This is a genomic window from Paenibacillus konkukensis (genome assembly GCF_023523925.1).
Lineage (GTDB): Bacteria > Bacillota > Bacilli > Paenibacillales > NBRC-103111 > Paenibacillus_S > Paenibacillus_S doosanensis.
On the sequence record NZ_CP027059.1, the window covers coordinates 1,356,291 to 1,371,999 of the forward strand.

Sequence of the window (15,709 nt, forward strand, 5' to 3'; positions counted from 1 at the left end):
GGTCAATGCAAAAAACATGTCAGAAAATTGTTCGTGTTCAGAACGGTCTTATAACGGAAATTTATGATGGCTTACTGTACCGCGACTTTCAGGACAATGATAGCGCATTGAAGGAATTGCTGATGGATGACGTCGGTCTTGATTTCGACTCCATACTCCACACCTATGAAGAGTTAATTCAGGAGTTGGCGACAACCTTTCCGCACCTTCGCGATTTTATTGGCAGCCGTCTGCCGGAAGGGTGGCTCAGCTGGGCGGAGCAAACGTATCAGCCCGTGCCTGCGCTGCCGGCCGGTTCGTCGTCCAACCGTCAGCCGTAAAGCGGGCAAGGCAGGTTATGATTTTGAGCGGCAGGCATAATCCTTAACGGACCATCCATACTATACTTGATTTCATCCGCAAGGAGGCTAACCACTATGGTCCATAATCTGGAAAGCAATTACGATTGCTCGAACGCAGGCAGCGATATTCACGAGCTGCAGGAGCAGCTTCAAGCGCTGAAGAGCGGTTCCGACGGTTCCAAGGAATCTGCGGAACAAATCAACCGGCTGGAGAACCAAATCCATTTTATCAAGAACAAATGCGATATTCACCCGTAAGGCAATCTGTTCGTCGCCCATGGAAAGCACAGCCGATCTTGCGAAGCTGTGCTTTCTTTATTGTACGGGCTCTTCAATCAGCGAGATATCTACGATGTCGTCAAGCAGAATCCAAGAGTATTCTTCATCATTCTCTATTTTGATCTGTCTTTGTTTCTTATCCAGCAGCGTTATTTGGCCCTGGAAGGTCTGATCCTCCCGGTCCGTACGGACGGTAACGACAGACTCCAGCTTTGCCGACATGATGGTATTCAGCGATTGGTCCCAATCACCCGGATGCATCTTCAGGAAGTCCGTCCGCCATTCCAAACTTGTCATTTTCACGTGATCCCACCTCAAATAAAGAACATATGTTCCTATTATATCGAATGTTCGATAATAAAATCAACCGGAATATGTGAACTCTAACCGATAAGGAGGTTAACGATGAATATTGAAAATGCGATTCGCGAAAAATTTAAATGCGCCAAGTGCAGTACAACCTCATGCAGAATCAAAGAAGTGGCGATGACCGGCACCGGTCTTAGCAAAATGTTCGACATCCAGCACAACCATTTTCTTTTCGTATCTTGCGAGCATTGCGGTTTCGTCGAAGTGTATAACCCGTCCATTCTCGAAGGTAAAACGCGGGGGCAGCTGGGTACGGTGCTCGATATTTTATTCGGCTGACCTTGCGTGAGAAAGGCGTCTTGGCCACAGATGTCCGGGCCGCGTTCTGCGGCGGTTTAAACCTGCTTATGCGGCAAAGAAGCCGCTATCCCTTATGAACGGGCAAAAGACCCTATCTGCGTCGGCAGACAGGGTCTCTTCATTGCGGATAGAGCAGGCAGGCCGTATCCTCTTGTTAATCCAGCCCCAGGCGCGCATACTGCTCCGCCGGAGCGTCGCTGTCGGCCATCAGCCGCTTCATCAGTTCGATCATTCTGCGCTCCGTCTCCGGATGAGCGGTCAGCGGCTTCTGCTGATACGGGTCGTCCTGCACATCGTACAGCAAGGTGCCGAAGGCATGGTAGTGGTTGTAACCGGACGCCCGGATCTTCATCGTTCGCACGCCTTTGGTAAATGAGAACGGCTCCTGCAGGCTGATTTCCTGAAGCTCCGGCACCGAGAAGCGGCTGCGCATATGGGTCGGCATCAGCGTGTAGTTGTATAAAGGCGTATTATCCTCGGACACCGGCGCCCGCATATATACGTACCTTCCGTCGGTCACATTGACATGCGCCCCGTGCAGGCCGAAGAGCGCCGCCTCGCGCACCGCCTCGTCCCGGGCAATCGTATGCTTAAGCGGCTTCCCCTGCATATCCGGAGGAATATCCGCTCCGAAGTATTCCAGCAGCGTCGGCGCAAAGTCGATCGTCTGCACGAGGCTCTGTCTTCGTTCGTTGCGCGCTCCGCTGCGAGGGTCCCAAATAAATAAAGGGATATGGGCGATTTCGTTGTAAAACGGCATGATCGTCTTGGCCCACCAATCGTGTTCGCCGAGCAAATACCCGTGATCCGTGTTGACGATAAGCATCGTATCCTTCCACAAATCGAGCTCATCCATCGTATCGAGCACCTTGCCCAAATAATGATCGCACATGCTAAGAAGCGCGGCGTACTCGTAACGGACATGCTCAATCTCTTCCTTCGTCTCCTTCACGGGGCCGTACGGCGGCCAGTCAAAGTGCTTCCCGTCATACTTGTGGGGATATAAGTCCCGGTATGCCTGAGGCGCATAGAACGGCTCATGCGGATCGAACGTTTCGATCTGCAGAAACCATCTGTCCGCATCGCCGTTGCGGCGTATGAATTCAAGCCCCTTCTCCATCGTCTGCGCCTGGGGAAAGTCCTTCTCCTCGCGGATATACTGCCGGTTGATCCAATCCTGGCGGATCAGCTGATGCATCTGCTTCATCCCGATCATATCGGGAAGCTCGGGGTCGCCTACTTCCCCCTTCCACGGATCGCCCTCCTGCCCGCGGATCAGCTCGAACGAGCTGTAGCGCGTATGATACGTTCCCCCGCCGTCCTCCCAGTAATGCTGATGATCGGTGACGATATGGGTATACACGCCGTGCTGCTTCAATATTTCCGGCATCGAGTCGTCGAACGGCTCCATCGGCCCCCAGCTGCGGTGCAGGAAGTTGTACCTGCCGGTTTGCAGCTCCCGCCGCGCAGGCATGCACGGCATACTGCCGACGTAGGCCTGGTCGAAGGTCACCGTCTTTTCGGCCAGCCGCTTGAAATTGGGCGCGTGAATCCAGTCGCAGCCGTAGGGAGGCAGCATATGTCTGTTGAGCGTGTCGAACATAAGCATGATCGCTTTCATGATTAACCCTCGCTTTCGTTATGGTTCTGCAATAAGTGGAGCGGCAGCCGCAGCGACGCGACCGTTCCGCGCCCCTCGAAGGAATCCAGGCTCAGCCCGTAAGGCGCGCCGTACTGCAGCACAATGCGCGCATGCACGTTCGCAATGCCGAGGCTCGCCTGCTTGCCGTATTCGCGCAGCGCGTTTTCGGAGAGCTTGCCGAGCATCGCTTGAATGGACTCCAGCCGCTCCCGGCGAATACCCGGTCCGTTATCCGCCACCTCGATAACAAGATCGTTCTGATCGTCGAAGGCGTTGACGATGATGCTTCCTTTGCCTTCCTTAGGCTCAATCGCGTATTTGACCGCATTTTCCACGAGCGGCTGCACGATCAGTTTAGGGATCAGACAATTCATAAATTTCTCGTTGACGCTGATCTGGCTGCGGAACGTTCCCGGAAACCGGATATGAATGACGGACAAATAATGCTTGAGCTGCGCAAGCTCCTCCTCCAGCTTCACAATCGCATTCATATCCTGCGCCGTATAACGGTAAAAGTCCGCCAGACTTCGCGCCATCGTGACCATCTCCGGCATATCCTCCAGATATGCCATACTTTTGATAATATCGAGAGAATTATATAAAAAATGCGGGTTGATCTGGGTTTGCAGCGCCTTCACCAAAGCTTCCTTCTCCCTGAGCTGAAGGCTGACCTCCTGCAGTTTCAAGGTGCTTACCGTTTCCAGCAAATGATTGACCTGCTCGATCATCATATTGAAGCTTCGATTCAAATACTGAAATTCGTCATAGCCCGAGGCGTACGTGGCACGCACTTGCAGATCGCCCCGCTCCACGCTGCCCATCACCTGCCGCAGATGCAGGATCGGCTTCACGAACGCGCCGGATAGAAAAGGAACCACCAATATAATACATACGGCGATGATAAGAAAAGCGAGAAGCATCGTGTTGGGCGTATGCTTGGACGCGGAAGCCATCTCCTCGTACGGGACGACGGAGACGAACGTCCAGCCTGTCGTATCCGACCGGGTCACGGCGACCAGCGTCCGCTGTCCTTCCCACTGCTGAATCGAAGCGTTCTCGTTATCGGACAGATCCAGCTGCCGCAACGCGGTCTGCTCCCGCGGCAGACCGAGCCATTTGTAATTGGGATAATAAATAATACTGTCCCGATCGGAAATAATGAAGAACCGCCCCTGGGGCGCAAGAGACGATTTCTCGAAGGTGCGCTGAATTTCGTCCAGTTGAAAATCGATCACCAATTTCCCCAGCAAATCCATATTTTCCACACTGTAAATCGGCATTTCCAAGGAAAGCACCCTTACATCCTCGTTCACATACTTGACGGCATGGGTTGAGATCACCGTCGTCTTTTCCGAAATGCCGTTATGATACCACGGCTCCTGAGCAAGCAGCTCCTCCGATCGGAGCGCCAAATTGGTCATAGCCAAGGTGCGGTTATCCGCAGACAACAGGAACATCCCTACGATCTCGGGATAATTGAGCGCCACGTATCTTCTGAGCACGGACTGAACCTCAACCTGCTCCTCAAGGGTCGCCGCCTGTCCGTATTTCATCCACTGCTGCACATGCTCATCCTTGGCCACGGAGGAAGTCGATTTGGTCAGCTGGTAAATGTAAAAGTCGATATGATGGTTCAGCCTAAGCGTAGCTTCCTGGGAGATGCGATGGAAATCCCGTTTAATCCCGCTGCTGTATAAGTGAAACGATAAGAATCCCATCAGCAAAATCGTCAGCAAGCCTACCAGCAAAAAAGCGACGGTTAGTTTCGTTTTAATGGAGAAATGAAGGTGGAAGCGCTTTAACATTGGCTTCATACGCTCACACGCTTAACCATTTCCGGTATTCCTTAGGGGACTGTCCCGTCATTTGCTTGAACACCCGGTTAAAATGAGGCAGCGACTGAAAGCCTACCTGTTCGGCAACCTCGTACACTTTGCGCTCTCCGTCGACGAGCAGAAGCTTGGCCTGCTGCACGCGCAGCGCATTAAGGTAGTTAATAAACGACTGCCCCGTATATTTCTTGAACAGCAAGCTGAACTGCGAGACGCTGATATGGAAGCGCTGCGTCATATCCGACACGGAGAGCTCCTCATGATAATGAGCCTGCAAATAATCGCACACCTTGCGGATAATTTGCCGCATTTCGCCGCTCGTCATCGCGTTATAGCATTGCAGCCATTCCTCGGTAAGCTTGAGAAAATGAGCCCGGATCTCCTCCGCCCGTCCCCCCGCCGCGGCCGGAATGCGCGCGTAACCGGGCTGCATGCTTTGAATGAGCTCGTTATATTTGCCGGAAAAGGTGCGCAGCAGCACGTTCTTCTCGCTTTCTTGCAAGTCCGCGGCATTGATGATGCGGCTGACGAGGCCACCCTGCTCCTCGAACAGCGACTGAGCGTCATATTCGGTTATTTTATCGAAATACAGCTGGATGCCCAAATAATACTGCCGCAGCTTATGAAATTGCGGAATCCGTTCTTTGGCCTTCTCCAGCGCCTTGCTCAGCTCTTCCTCCAGAACCGGCTTCAAAAGAAAATCGCTGACGTCGTATCTCAGCGCCTGGCGCGCATATTCGAATTCGTTGTATCCGGTAAGAATGATCGTTATGACCGGCAGCCGCCGCTCGGCGATCTCCCGCACAAGCCACAGGCCGTCTTGAACAGGCATCATAATATCGGTAATGACAATGGTCGGCCATACTTGATAAATAGCCTGCAGCGCCTCTTCGCCGTTGCCCGCCTCGGCTGCGACCTCGAAGGCTCCGCCCAGTTTTTCCACCATTTTGACGACAGCGCCGCGAATCCATTGTTCATCCTCTACGACCATAACCTGATACATAAGAACACCATCCCATTGTTTAGTAATGACATGACGGTATGATGCAGAAGGGACATGTCCTTCCCATTATAGCACGCCAGGAGGCTGCTCCCGCCGCCGGCTTACCCTTTCACGGAACCTACGAGCATGCCCTTGTCGAAGTACTTTTGGAAGAACGGATACATCACGATCATCGGCAGCGAAGCCATCACGACGACCGCCATTTTAACGGGAGGTCCGAATTCGTAGCCGTTGGATATCGACTCCAAGGAATTTCCCGACTCCAGCACGATTTGACGCAAAAAGACCTGCAGCGGAATCAGCTGCGAATCGCTGATGAAAAGAATCGCCTGAAAATACGAGTTCCAGTAAAATACGGCGTAAAATACGATGAAGGTCGCTACCGAAGTCATCGACAACGGCAGCATCACCCGGAAAAACAGCATCCACTCGCCGCAGCCGTCCATCCGCGCCGCTTCCTCCAGTTCCTTGGGCGTATTCTGGAAAAAGCTGCGCATGACAATCAGGTTAAAAGGCAAAATCAAATTGTTCAGAAACAGCGACCAATACGTATTGAGCAGCCCCAGCTGGCTCGTTAGCAAATACATCGGAATGATCCCGCCGCTGAACAGCACGGTAAACACGACCATAATATTGAGCGTTTTCCTGCCCTTCAGCCATGTGCGGGATAGCCCGTAAGCCATCAGCGTCGTCGTCGAAATGCTGAGCGCCGTCCCGACGATCGTAATTTCGAACGCATTTTTAAACGAGGTCAGAAAGTTATGATTGTTAAACAAGTAACCGTAGGCATTGAGCGTCCAGGTCTCCGGGATCAGGAAGAAGCCTCTGGATAGCATCTCCTGTTTGGTGGAAAACGAGCTGAGCAGGACATACAAGCAAGGAAGCAGCACGCCCAGCAAGACGACGGTCAGCACCGCGTAAACGAGCGCATCGAAGAAGGACGCCTTCCGCAGCGTATAAGTTTTCATATTAATAGACGCCCTCCTCGCCGATCTTATGGGATGCGCGGTTTGCCAAATAGACAAGCCCCAGCCCGATAAGCGCCTTAAACAGACCGACCGCCGTCGTGTAGCTAAACTCCGCCTGATTGATGCCGACGCGGTACACATACGTATCGAACACTTCGGAAACCTGAATATTCAGCGCATTTTGCAGCAGCAAAATATGCTCGAAGCCGGTATCCATCACATGCCCGAGCCTCAGGATAAACAAGATAATAATGGTTGATCTCAGCGCCGGCAGATTGATGTGCCAAATTTGGCGCAAGCGGCTCGCCCCGTCCACCCGGGCCGCCTCGTACAGCGTAGGATCTACCGAAGCCAGCGCGGCGAGGAAGATGATCGCGCTCCAGCCCGCTTCCTTCCAGATGACCTGCAGCAAATACAAGGCGCGGAACGAATCGGGATTGGTCATAACGTCCAGGCGCTCGTAGCCCCATGTAGAAATAAGATTGTTAATGCCCCCGTCCTGGGTGGAGAACAGCAGCGCCGTTATGCTGACGATAACGACCCAGCTCAAAAAATGCGGAACGTACAGCAGCGTCTGCGCTCCCTTCTTGAACCACTTGAGCCTTACCTCATTCAGCAGAAGAGCCAGAACGATCGGCATCGGAAAAAACAAAAATAAATTCAAGCCGCTAATGATAAGCGTATTGCGGAATATCATCCAAAAATCAGGGTCCTGAAACAGCGTCCCGAAATGGTCCAGTCCCACCCAAGGACTGCCCATAAATCCTTCAAACGGATCGTATTGCTGAAACGCAATGAGGATTCCGGCCATAGGAACATATTTGAATATAATAAAGAACAGAAAGCCCGGCAAAATCATCATATAGATCGGCAGCCCGCGCTTCCACTCGTACCAGCGGCTGCGAGCCGCCGTCTTGGTGCTCACTTTCTCCGGATGTACGGCAGCAGTTCCCAAGCGAATAACCTCCCTTTCATGTCGGAGAGACTCGGGAGAAGACGCCTCCGCCCTCCCCCGCTCCGGTCCCTCCTGCCCGTTTACTTCACCTTCTGGTATTCTTCGTTCATCTCTTGAATGATTTTGTCGCCGCCGCCGGCTTTCCAATCCGCAATCGCCTTATCGATCGCATCCATAGGCTCTTGACCGGCAATGACCTTCACCATCGTATCCATCCACTTCTTGTCGATGTTGGTACCGAGCTTGATTGCCGTATCGGATACGAGCCCTGCCGCCGCATCCTTGACCTTCACTTTTTCGTTGTTGTCGAAATACGTCTTGATCGTGTCCACTTCCTTCGGGTCCATCCACTTGTAGATCAGGAACATCGGGTCGTAGCGCTTGAAAAACCAGCCTAGCAGCAGGAACTGGCGATCCTTCACCGATGCCTCGAGCTGCTCGTATTTCGTGTCGCTTATTTTCTTATAATGAACGCCTTCGATGCCGTGCTTGACGAAATCGTAGCCTTCGTCCGACAGCATATAGTCCATCAGCTTCAGAATACGCTGCTGCTTCTTGGCGTCGATTTTGGCGTTAATCGCAATCCGGTCTCCCGATGTCGTAGCGGGAATTCCGCTTTTGCCGTCCGGCCCCTTCGGAGGCATCAGTTGGGCAAGCTCCGCCTTGGGATCGGTCTTGAGCAGCGGGGGCAGCGTCTCCGTGTATAATTGCTGCGGATTCACATAGGCAATTCCCGACTTGCCCGCCTCCAGTTTATTCAAGGAATCGCGCGATTTCAAAATCGGCGAATCCTTGTCAAGTACTCCTTCGGCATAAGCCTTGCGCATGAATCCGATGAAATCCTTAAGCTCCTTGCTCTGGGTTTGCATCGGCGTCAGCTTGCCGTTCGCGTCCAGCGTCCAGTTGTTGGCAAGCCCGAAGCTTGCGGTCAAAAAGTTCGCCGTGCCGCCAAATCCGAACTTGCCGTTCGGACTAACCTCAAGCGAGAAGCCTACCGTGTCCTGCTTTCCGTTGCCGTCCGGGTCCTTCATAGCGAAGGCTTTGGCCACCTCGTAAAACTCGTCGATCGTCTCCGGCATCTTCAGCCCCAGCTTATCCAGCCAATCCTTACGGATCGCCAGCGAATCCCGCGCCTCCTGGTAATAGAACGGAATGCCGTAATACTTGCCCTTCGGATTGAACTGCTTCAGCGCATCTTCGGGGATATACTTCGTAATGTTCGGATATTTTCCAAGTTCAGGAAGTACATCCATAAAAATATTTTTTCCCTGCCATTTGACGTATTCGGCGTTCGGCACATAGAACACATCCGGGAAATTGTTCGAGGCGGCCAACACGTTCAGCTTCTCCTGGTAGTTCGCGGACGGAACCCACTCAACCTTCAAATCGATGTTCAGACGCTTGTTGATCTCTTCGATCATCGGATGATTGGGGGCCCAGCCTCCCCCGGCATAGCTTCGCGTCATCAGATTAATTGTAATTTTTTCATTAGAATCGTCCGCCGTTCCCTTTCCGTTCCCTTCTTTGCTCTTGCCGGGATCGGAAGTGTTGGCGCAGCCGGCTAGCGCCGAGGCGAGAAGCGCAGCGGTTAAGGTCAGTGCCGTCATCGTTTTCATTATCTTAATAACCTCCCATAGCTTAATTAGTGCTTTTCTCTGGAATCTCTGACATGAGGCACGACATCGCAGGTTTCCTGATAGAAATCCAGCATCCGCTCCCTTAGTTCCTCCCTCACCCGGGCCAAAGAAGCGTCATGGATTCGGTTCTGCGTCTCCATAGGGTCCTGCTCCAGATCGTATAACTCATCCGTTTCGTAATACCGGCGGACGTACTTATATCGATGCGTCCGAATCATCGTCGCCTTCGTATGCTCGGGCCCCTCGCTTCGCTGCATTTGGCCGCGAGGCCAATATAGCATGGAAGGAGCTTCATTGGCAGGAGCCGACTCGTTGCAATGCGTTTCTCCGTGCAGCCGCCCTCCCTCGCAGAATACGGCATCCCGGTGCTCCTCAGTCTCTCCCTCGATCAAAGGAGCCAGCGATTTTCCGAAGAGCGTGTAATCCGGCGTAATTCCCGCATAATGGTGTACGGTGGCCGTCATGTCGATCAATTCGACGAGCGCGTCGGATACACCCGGCTTCACCTTTTCGGATGCAGGAGGCTTGACAATGAACGGAACGCGCGTCAAGCAATCTTCGAACGTATTCTGGTTTTTCTCCACCAGGCCGTAATCCCCTGTGAAATCTCCGTGATCCGAGAAGAAAAATACCGCGGTGTCATCATAGATTCCCGCATCTTTAAGCGCTTTCATCAACAAGCCGAACTGGTGATCCACACGCGCGCACATCCCATAATACGTCGCTCGAAGCTCCGCCCATCGCTCTTCGGACCAGCTCTGCATCTGGTACAGCTCGCGCAGACCGGATAAAATGGACGGCTTATCCTCGGACAGATATTCCGGACGAATCCGTTCCGGGAGCAGCAACTTGTCGATAAGGTCGTACCAGGACTTCTCTACGGCATACGGCGGATGGGGATAAAGAATCGGCAAGTAGATGCATAGCGGCTGATCCGCCGGCGCGTTCTTGATGAAATCGATCGCTCCCAAAATATGGGCCCAGTCCGAATCGTAATACATATCTTCCCCTTGCGTGTCCAGCTCTCCCGCGAAGAACGAATAGTACTTATCGCTGCCGGGATCTCCGCGCCAGTTCCCTCCCGCTGCCTGGAATGCTCCGCCGAACATCGGGCGCGGCTTGCGTTCCGGCTCATACTTGATATCGCAATAGGCGTCAAAGCCGCTAGTAGGGGGAATCAGATCGTTCTTCCCGCCCCACCAGACAAAGTACCCTGCATCCTTCAGCGTCTTGAGCAGCACCGGCTCCTCGGGCCGCATCATATGGTACATCGTGCGGTGACCTCGGACATGCGGATACCAGCCCGACATAAAGGAGCAGCGGCTCGGGGTGCATACCGGATTTTGGCAAAAGGCGCTGCGGAACGACACAGCCTCCGTAGCGACAAGCTCATCCAAATGCGGCGTGACGGCAGCCGGGTTGCCCAAATGCCCCATAACGTCTCCGCGCCACTGATCGGGATTGAACAGGATCATATGAGGTTTCTTTTTCAATTGACTTGCTCCCCCCTGGGAATCTCGGATTGATGTGTGTTGAAACAACTTAACTATACCGTGAACACGGTAGGAAAGTCCTTAACGCATTATCCGATTTGTTTGCATTTTTTCCGCGGATGCAAAGCGGGCGGGACAACTTGCGATAATATGCGAATAAATCGGAAAATCCGCTAACGAATCCGCAGCCTCTCTTTGCTATACTCGGGGATGACCTATAGATCAAGAAGGGATGATGCCGATTGAACCATCCGAATATTGTTATGATTATGGTTGATCAATTTCGAGCCGATTGGCTGAGCTGCGCGGGCGCCTCTTTCCTGGAGACGCCGAATATTGACCGGATTGCCGCAAACGGGATACGGTTCGTGAAGGCCGCGTGCAATAGTCCCGTCTGCGGACCGAGCCGCTGCTCGCTGGCCGCGGGGAAGTACCCGCACCGGCTGGGGAACTTGGAGAACTTCGTGAACTTTCCCAATGATCAAGCCACCTATTATCAAGCTTTAAGACAAGCCGGCTACCGCGTGGGGATCGTCGGGAAAAGCGATTTGCACAAGGGGGATCATTTCTACGGCATAAACGGCAATCTTCCGCTGATGTATCATCTCGGATTTACAGACCCGCATGAAACGGAAGGCAAGATGAACGCCGCGTTTCAACGAAATAACCTGATGAGCTTCGATATCGATCCCGGTAACGACGAGCATATCGCCGGGCCGTATCAGAACTACTTGCGAGAGCGGGGGCTGCTTACCGCCTTCGTTCAGGATTACAAGCAGCGCTTCGCGGATTGGAAATATTGGAACGCATGGCCGTCGCCGCTGCCCGCCGAGCATTTCCATGACAGCTACATCGGGCGCAAATCATGCGAGTTTATCGAACTGGCCGGCTCGGAAACACCGTGGCATTTATTTGTCAGCTTCGTCGGCCCGCATGATCCATGGGATGCCCCGGCGTCCTATGTTGACGCCTATCATCCGGAAGCATTTCCCGCTTCCATTCAGGACGATCTCAGGAATAAACCGGAGTGGATCAAGAAAAAGGCAAACAAGCAAACGGGCGGGATGTCAGAGGAGGAGCTGCACCGGGTGAAGCGTCATTACGGAGCTGCTATCAAGCTTATTGACGACTGGGTAGGACATATTCTGGACACTTTGGAAGCCACGGGAGCGGCAGATCAAACGGTCGTCATATTTTGTGCGGATCACGGGGAAATGATGGGAGATCACGGTTTATTTCAGAAAAGCACGATGTATGAAGGCGCTTTGCGCATTCCGCTTATTATTGCCGACCCGCGGCAACCCCATGCCGGAACCAGCGATGCCTTGGCCGAGCTGATGGATTTGCATCCTACCATGTTGGAGCTGGCGGGCATAGAGCGTATGGAGAGTACATTGGACGGTAAATCGCTAGTTCCGCAGCTAAAGGGGGAACAGGCGGAACATAAAGCTTATCAGTTTAGCGAGCTGAACAATACGCGCATGATCTTTGACGGAAGATACAAACTCATCGAAAATCATAATGACATCAACGAATTATACGATCTGCAAGACGATCCGCAAGAGCTTATCAATTTGATTCCATCTCGCCCGGAGCTGGTCCGGCCCTTAATGAAGCAGATGCAAGAGCTTAGAAAATAAGCGGACATAGGCCGCTGATCTCTTTTTTCTCAGAATATAACAAGAAAAAACCGCTTATTTGTTGGCTTTTAGCTGAACCCATCAATAAGCGGTATTTGTGATTTCGCTATATTAATTCGTATTTAAATCAATATCGATCGGCTCACCGCCTGCCAACCTCTACTTGAACATTTATAGCTTCAAATGAAACACTTGCTGCGCCTTTACATTGTCATATCCAATCCTTTTATAAAACTCATGCGCTTCCTTTCTCTGATCGCTGGAACGCAGCCGAACGGCAGCATATCCTTTTTCTCTGGCCCATTGTTCACACTGACGCATCAGTTTCTCTCCGATTCCTTTGCGCCGATGGGCAGAATCAACAACCAATCCGCCAATTTCCGCAAACGCCGGGCTTTCCAATAAGTGCCTGCCATGAATATGCACCCATCCGGCGACGGAATTTTCCGTTTCCATCACGAAAACAGCATGATCCGCTTCGTTGAAAATCTTGCCCAAGCGGGCTGCCATATCCTCTGGCGTAACTGTATAATCCAGTTGTTCTGATAAAGCCGATAAATGAGCAGCATCAGATAATTCCGCTTTCCTTATAAACATAATCGTCACCAGGTCCTTAAACGTTACATTCTTTGAATTTAAAAGACAAATTCCTCCTACTCATTAAGGTTGGTTATAACCCAATGAATAAGAGGAATTAGTTGGTTTACCAATAAGAATTTATTGGTTTTCAAAAGCTATTAGTTGGTCTTTCCGTCTGGCTGTAAGCTGCTTCCAACTCCAAACCGCCTTGCTAATTCGTTACTCCTTCCCCTTTCACGACACCTTGTGCTCAATTCTCAGCTTATCCGCGACCATCGCAATGAATTCGCTATTGGTGGGTTTTGCTTTCGAGATATTAATCGTGTAGCCAAATAAGTGACTGATGCTGTCGATGTTGCCGCGGGTCCAGGCGACTTCGATCGCGTGGCGAATGGCGCGCTCGACGCGGCTTGGCGTCGTTTTGTATTTTTCGGCAATGGCCGGATAGAGCGTTTTGGTGATCGCGCCCAAAATTTCGATGTTGTTATATACCATCGTAATCGCTTCGCGCAAATATTGGTATCCTTTGATATGAGCCGGCACTCCGATTTCATGGATGATGGTCGTGATGTTAGCGTCAAGATTTTTGGTTTTCGGCAGCTGCACCACATTTGCTTTTGGAGAAGAATGCGTTGTTACCGATGTGGTCTGATTGTTGGAAACAAGCTGACGAATGCGATTCGTCAAAATTTCCATGTCAAACGGCTTCAGGATATAATAGGATGCGCCTAGCTGAACAGCTTTTTGCGTAATGTTCTCTTGGCCGAAAGCTGTAAGCATAATAATTTTGGGCTGCGGATGCAAATCCATTTCGCGCAGCTTCTCAAGTACTCCCAATCCGTCCAAATGAGGCATGATAATATCCAAAATGAGTACGTCCGGAATTCGATTTCCTTGCTCGATCAAACGAAGCACGTCATTTCCGTTATATGCAACGCCCGTTACCTGCATGTCGTCTTGTTCATCGATAAATTCGGAAAGTAAATTCGTGAATTCGCGGTTGTCATCAGCCAACAATACTTCGATCATTTGCAACGTAACATCCTCCTTCAAATGGCGACAAATAAGGTTTAGCATTTTTTACCTAAGTATACTTTCGACAATACGAATAAAATTCCTTCTGTCGAAAATTATTTTTCTAGATTTTTTTTGATTTTTATCTTATAATAATTTATTTAATTCAAATAAATACAGATTTCGACAAAAGCGGTCTTCGCTCTACAAAAAAGAAAAACTAAAGGCAATTAGCTTGCCTTCAGTTCACCTGTTGTGTTCCTCAGCATAATTCCCGCATCTTGAAGCATCCATTCGATAAAGCAGCCATACCCGCTGGTCGGGTCATTAACAAATACATGGGTTACGGCTCCGATCATTTTTCCGTTTTGGATAATGGGACTTCCGCTCATACCTTGTACGATGCCACCGGTTTTTTCAAGCAGCTTTTGATCCGTAATTTTAATGACCATCCCTTTGGTAGCCGGGTAATCCTGTTTTGCGACATGTATGACTTCAATATCGAATTTTTCTACTTTTTGACCGTTCAGCACGGTGTAGATCTGCGCTGGGCCTTCTTTAACTTCTTCGGCGAAAGCGACCGGGATCGGTTCTTTCATTAACCCGTGATCGGGAAGAGCGTCCATTTTGCCAAAAATGCCGAATGGCGTGTTTTTCTCGATATTGCCCAGTACCTTGCTTTCTTTAGAGAACTGCGCTCTTTTCTCTCCAGGCTCTCCGTTTTGGCTTTTGGATATCGAGGTTACGTTGGAATGCACGATTTCGCCTGAGCCTACCGCAATCGGAGTTTGCGTGTCCATGTCGGTTATGACGTGTCCCAGCGCGCCGTACACTCCTTGATCTGGAGCGTAGAATGTCAAGGTTCCTACCCCTGCCGCGGAGTCGCGAATATAGAGGCCCAGCCGGTAAGCTTTATCCACGATATCGTAGACCGGTTGAATTTGCAGATCGATGGTTTCGTTATTGCGGCGCAGCGTCAAGGTCAGAGGCTTCTTATTCTCTCCCGCTTCGGCTGCCAATTCAGCTACTTTGGAAATGTCCTTCAGCGGCTTGCCGTTAATTTTGACGATCAAATCACCCAATTGAATTTTGGCGTCCTCGCCGGGGGAGATCTTTTTATCCTCGGCTACCGCCACTAAATGATGGCCGACCACCAGAACACCGGATGATTTCAGCTTCACCCCGATTGTTTGTCCGCCTGGAATGACTTTCAAGTCCGGCACTACGCTCACTTTGACCGTCTTCAGCGGAATTTTGCCGAATAGCTTTAGTTTCATTTCAGCTTGTCCTGCTTTGTAGGATTCCAATGAAATCGGATGGTGCAGATCAACTTGAAATGAGTGCCTTGCCGATCCGTTTACTTTCAATATTTCCGGATCGTTAACCGTTACTTGCGCACTGACGGGCATTGCCAGTTGAAGATGGGTTTGCTGGCCAGTAAAGAGCCGCAGTTCTGCTGGAAAAGAGGCAAAGCTTTGGAAGGGCGTCGATAGGCTACCCAAACAAACGAAGAAGACGAGCATTAATCCAATCATTCTTTTTCTTTGGTTGGAACTCACGGTGTCACGCTCCCTTACTTCCTTCGCTCGGCGGTGTTGTATAACCGCCGCTTGTGTAACTATAAGTTAACCTTGTGCCCACCGTTTTATAAGTGAAA

Annotated in this window: 15 protein-coding genes; 4 read left to right on the forward strand and 11 right to left on the reverse strand. The window is 51.2% G+C overall.

Annotated features, from left to right (window positions below; all coding sequences use genetic code 11):
* Window positions 1–5 precede the first annotated feature (5 nt).
* Both SK3146_RS05975 and SK3146_RS05980 read left to right on the forward strand, forming a co-directional pair.
* The gene (locus SK3146_RS05975; RefSeq protein ID WP_249864221.1) at window positions 6–320 is read left to right on the forward strand and encodes a hypothetical protein; all 315 of its coding nucleotides are present in this window, start codon (window positions 6–8) and stop codon (window positions 318–320) included.
* A gap of 96 nt (window positions 321–416) precedes the next feature.
* Complete coding sequence (locus SK3146_RS05980) at window positions 417–599, forward strand: DUF2524 domain-containing protein (protein WP_249864222.1); 183 nt, start codon at window positions 417–419, stop codon at window positions 597–599.
* A gap of 57 nt (window positions 600–656) precedes the next feature.
* Here the strand turns inward: SK3146_RS05980 and SK3146_RS05985 are convergent, their stop codons facing one another.
* Window positions 657–923, reverse strand: coding sequence for a hypothetical protein (locus SK3146_RS05985; protein WP_249864223.1), 267 nt, complete (start codon window positions 921–923; stop codon window positions 657–659).
* Window positions 924–1,025: 102 nt separating this feature from the next.
* On the opposite strand from SK3146_RS05985, the gene SK3146_RS05990 reads away from it, so the two are divergent.
* Window positions 1,026–1,268 (forward strand): zinc ribbon domain-containing protein, encoded by a 243-nt coding sequence (locus SK3146_RS05990; RefSeq protein ID WP_249864224.1) that lies wholly within the window; start codon window positions 1,026–1,028, stop codon window positions 1,266–1,268.
* Between the two features lie 175 nt (window positions 1,269–1,443).
* Here SK3146_RS05990 and SK3146_RS05995 read toward each other — a convergent pair whose 3' ends face one another.
* The 7 genes from SK3146_RS05995 to SK3146_RS06025 all read right to left on the reverse strand — a co-directional run bounded on the left by SK3146_RS05995 (window position 1,444) and on the right by SK3146_RS06025 (window position 10,819).
* Entirely contained in the window at window positions 1,444–2,910 is a 1,467-nt protein-coding gene (locus SK3146_RS05995; protein WP_249864225.1) for a sulfatase, read from the reverse strand.
* 2 nt (window positions 2,911–2,912) lie between these two features.
* Window positions 2,913–4,736, reverse strand: a complete 1,824-nt coding sequence (locus SK3146_RS06000; RefSeq protein ID WP_249864226.1) for a cache domain-containing sensor histidine kinase — start codon at window positions 4,734–4,736, stop codon at window positions 2,913–2,915.
* A gap of 13 nt (window positions 4,737–4,749) precedes the next feature.
* Complete coding sequence (locus SK3146_RS06005; RefSeq protein WP_249864227.1) at window positions 4,750–5,766, reverse strand: response regulator transcription factor; 1,017 nt, start codon at window positions 5,764–5,766, stop codon at window positions 4,750–4,752.
* 101 nt (window positions 5,767–5,867) lie between these two features.
* Entirely contained in the window at window positions 5,868–6,734 is an 867-nt protein-coding gene (locus tag SK3146_RS06010) for a carbohydrate ABC transporter permease (protein ID WP_249864228.1), read from the reverse strand.
* 1 nt (window position 6,735) lies between these two features.
* On the reverse strand, window positions 6,736–7,695 hold the full coding sequence (locus tag SK3146_RS06015) for an ABC transporter permease (protein WP_434006889.1): 960 nt from the start codon (window positions 7,693–7,695) through the stop codon (window positions 6,736–6,738).
* 74 nt (window positions 7,696–7,769) lie between these two features.
* A complete protein-coding gene (locus SK3146_RS06020; protein ID WP_249864230.1) occupies window positions 7,770–9,305 on the reverse strand; it encodes an extracellular solute-binding protein in 1,536 nt (511 codons plus the stop codon).
* Between the two features lie 26 nt (window positions 9,306–9,331).
* The gene (locus tag SK3146_RS06025) at window positions 9,332–10,819 is read right to left on the reverse strand and encodes a sulfatase family protein (RefSeq protein WP_249864231.1); all 1,488 of its coding nucleotides are present in this window, start codon (window positions 10,817–10,819) and stop codon (window positions 9,332–9,334) included.
* A 263-nt stretch (window positions 10,820–11,082) separates the two neighbouring features.
* Between SK3146_RS06025 and SK3146_RS06030 the strand changes: the two genes are divergently transcribed.
* On the forward strand, window positions 11,083–12,459 hold the full coding sequence (locus tag SK3146_RS06030) for a sulfatase family protein (protein ID WP_249864232.1): 1,377 nt from the start codon (window positions 11,083–11,085) through the stop codon (window positions 12,457–12,459).
* Between the two features lie 171 nt (window positions 12,460–12,630).
* On the opposite strand, the gene SK3146_RS06035 is transcribed toward SK3146_RS06030, so the two are convergent.
* From SK3146_RS06035 to spoIVB, 3 genes are all read right to left on the reverse strand, one after another.
* Window positions 12,631–13,056: a GNAT family N-acetyltransferase gene (locus tag SK3146_RS06035; protein ID WP_249864233.1), complete on the reverse strand. Its 426-nt coding sequence runs from the start codon at window positions 13,054–13,056 to the stop codon at window positions 12,631–12,633.
* A 216-nt stretch (window positions 13,057–13,272) separates the two neighbouring features.
* Window positions 13,273–14,073 (reverse strand): sporulation transcription factor Spo0A, encoded by an 801-nt coding sequence (gene spo0A / locus SK3146_RS06040; protein WP_249864234.1) that lies wholly within the window; start codon window positions 14,071–14,073, stop codon window positions 13,273–13,275.
* Between the two features lie 209 nt (window positions 14,074–14,282).
* Window positions 14,283–15,587 carry a SpoIVB peptidase gene (gene spoIVB / locus SK3146_RS06045; RefSeq protein ID WP_249866194.1) on the reverse strand — a complete coding sequence of 435 codons (1,305 nt, stop codon included), beginning with the start codon at window positions 15,585–15,587 and terminating at the stop codon, window positions 14,283–14,285.
* Between the last annotated feature and the right edge of the window lie 122 nt (window positions 15,588–15,709).

Coding starts and splice junctions, on each gene's coding strand:
- SK3146_RS05975 (WP_249864221.1), top strand. CDS start 6: ATGCAAAAAACATGTCAGAAAATTGTTCGTGTTCAGAACGGTCTTATA.
- SK3146_RS05980 (WP_249864222.1), top strand. CDS start 417: ATGGTCCATAATCTGGAAAGCAATTACGATTGCTCGAACGCAGGCAGC.
- SK3146_RS05990 (WP_249864224.1), top strand. CDS start 1,026: ATGAATATTGAAAATGCGATTCGCGAAAAATTTAAATGCGCCAAGTGC.
- SK3146_RS05995 (WP_249864225.1), bottom strand. CDS start 2,910: ATGAAAGCGATCATGCTTATGTTCGACACGCTCAACAGACATATGCTG.
- SK3146_RS06000 (WP_249864226.1), bottom strand. CDS start 4,736: ATGTTAAAGCGCTTCCACCTTCATTTCTCCATTAAAACGAAACTAACC.
- SK3146_RS06005 (WP_249864227.1), bottom strand. CDS start 5,766: ATGTATCAGGTTATGGTCGTAGAGGATGAACAATGGATTCGCGGCGCT.
- SK3146_RS06010 (WP_249864228.1), bottom strand. CDS start 6,734: ATGAAAACTTATACGCTGCGGAAGGCGTCCTTCTTCGATGCGCTCGTT.
- SK3146_RS06020 (WP_249864230.1), bottom strand. CDS start 9,305: ATGAAAACGATGACGGCACTGACCTTAACCGCTGCGCTTCTCGCCTCG.
- SK3146_RS06030 (WP_249864232.1), top strand. CDS start 11,083: ATGATTATGGTTGATCAATTTCGAGCCGATTGGCTGAGCTGCGCGGGC.
- SK3146_RS06035 (WP_249864233.1), bottom strand. CDS start 13,056: ATGTTTATAAGGAAAGCGGAATTATCTGATGCTGCTCATTTATCGGCT.
- spoIVB (WP_249866194.1), bottom strand. CDS start 15,587: ATGATTGGATTAATGCTCGTCTTCTTCGTTTGTTTGGGTAGCCTATCG.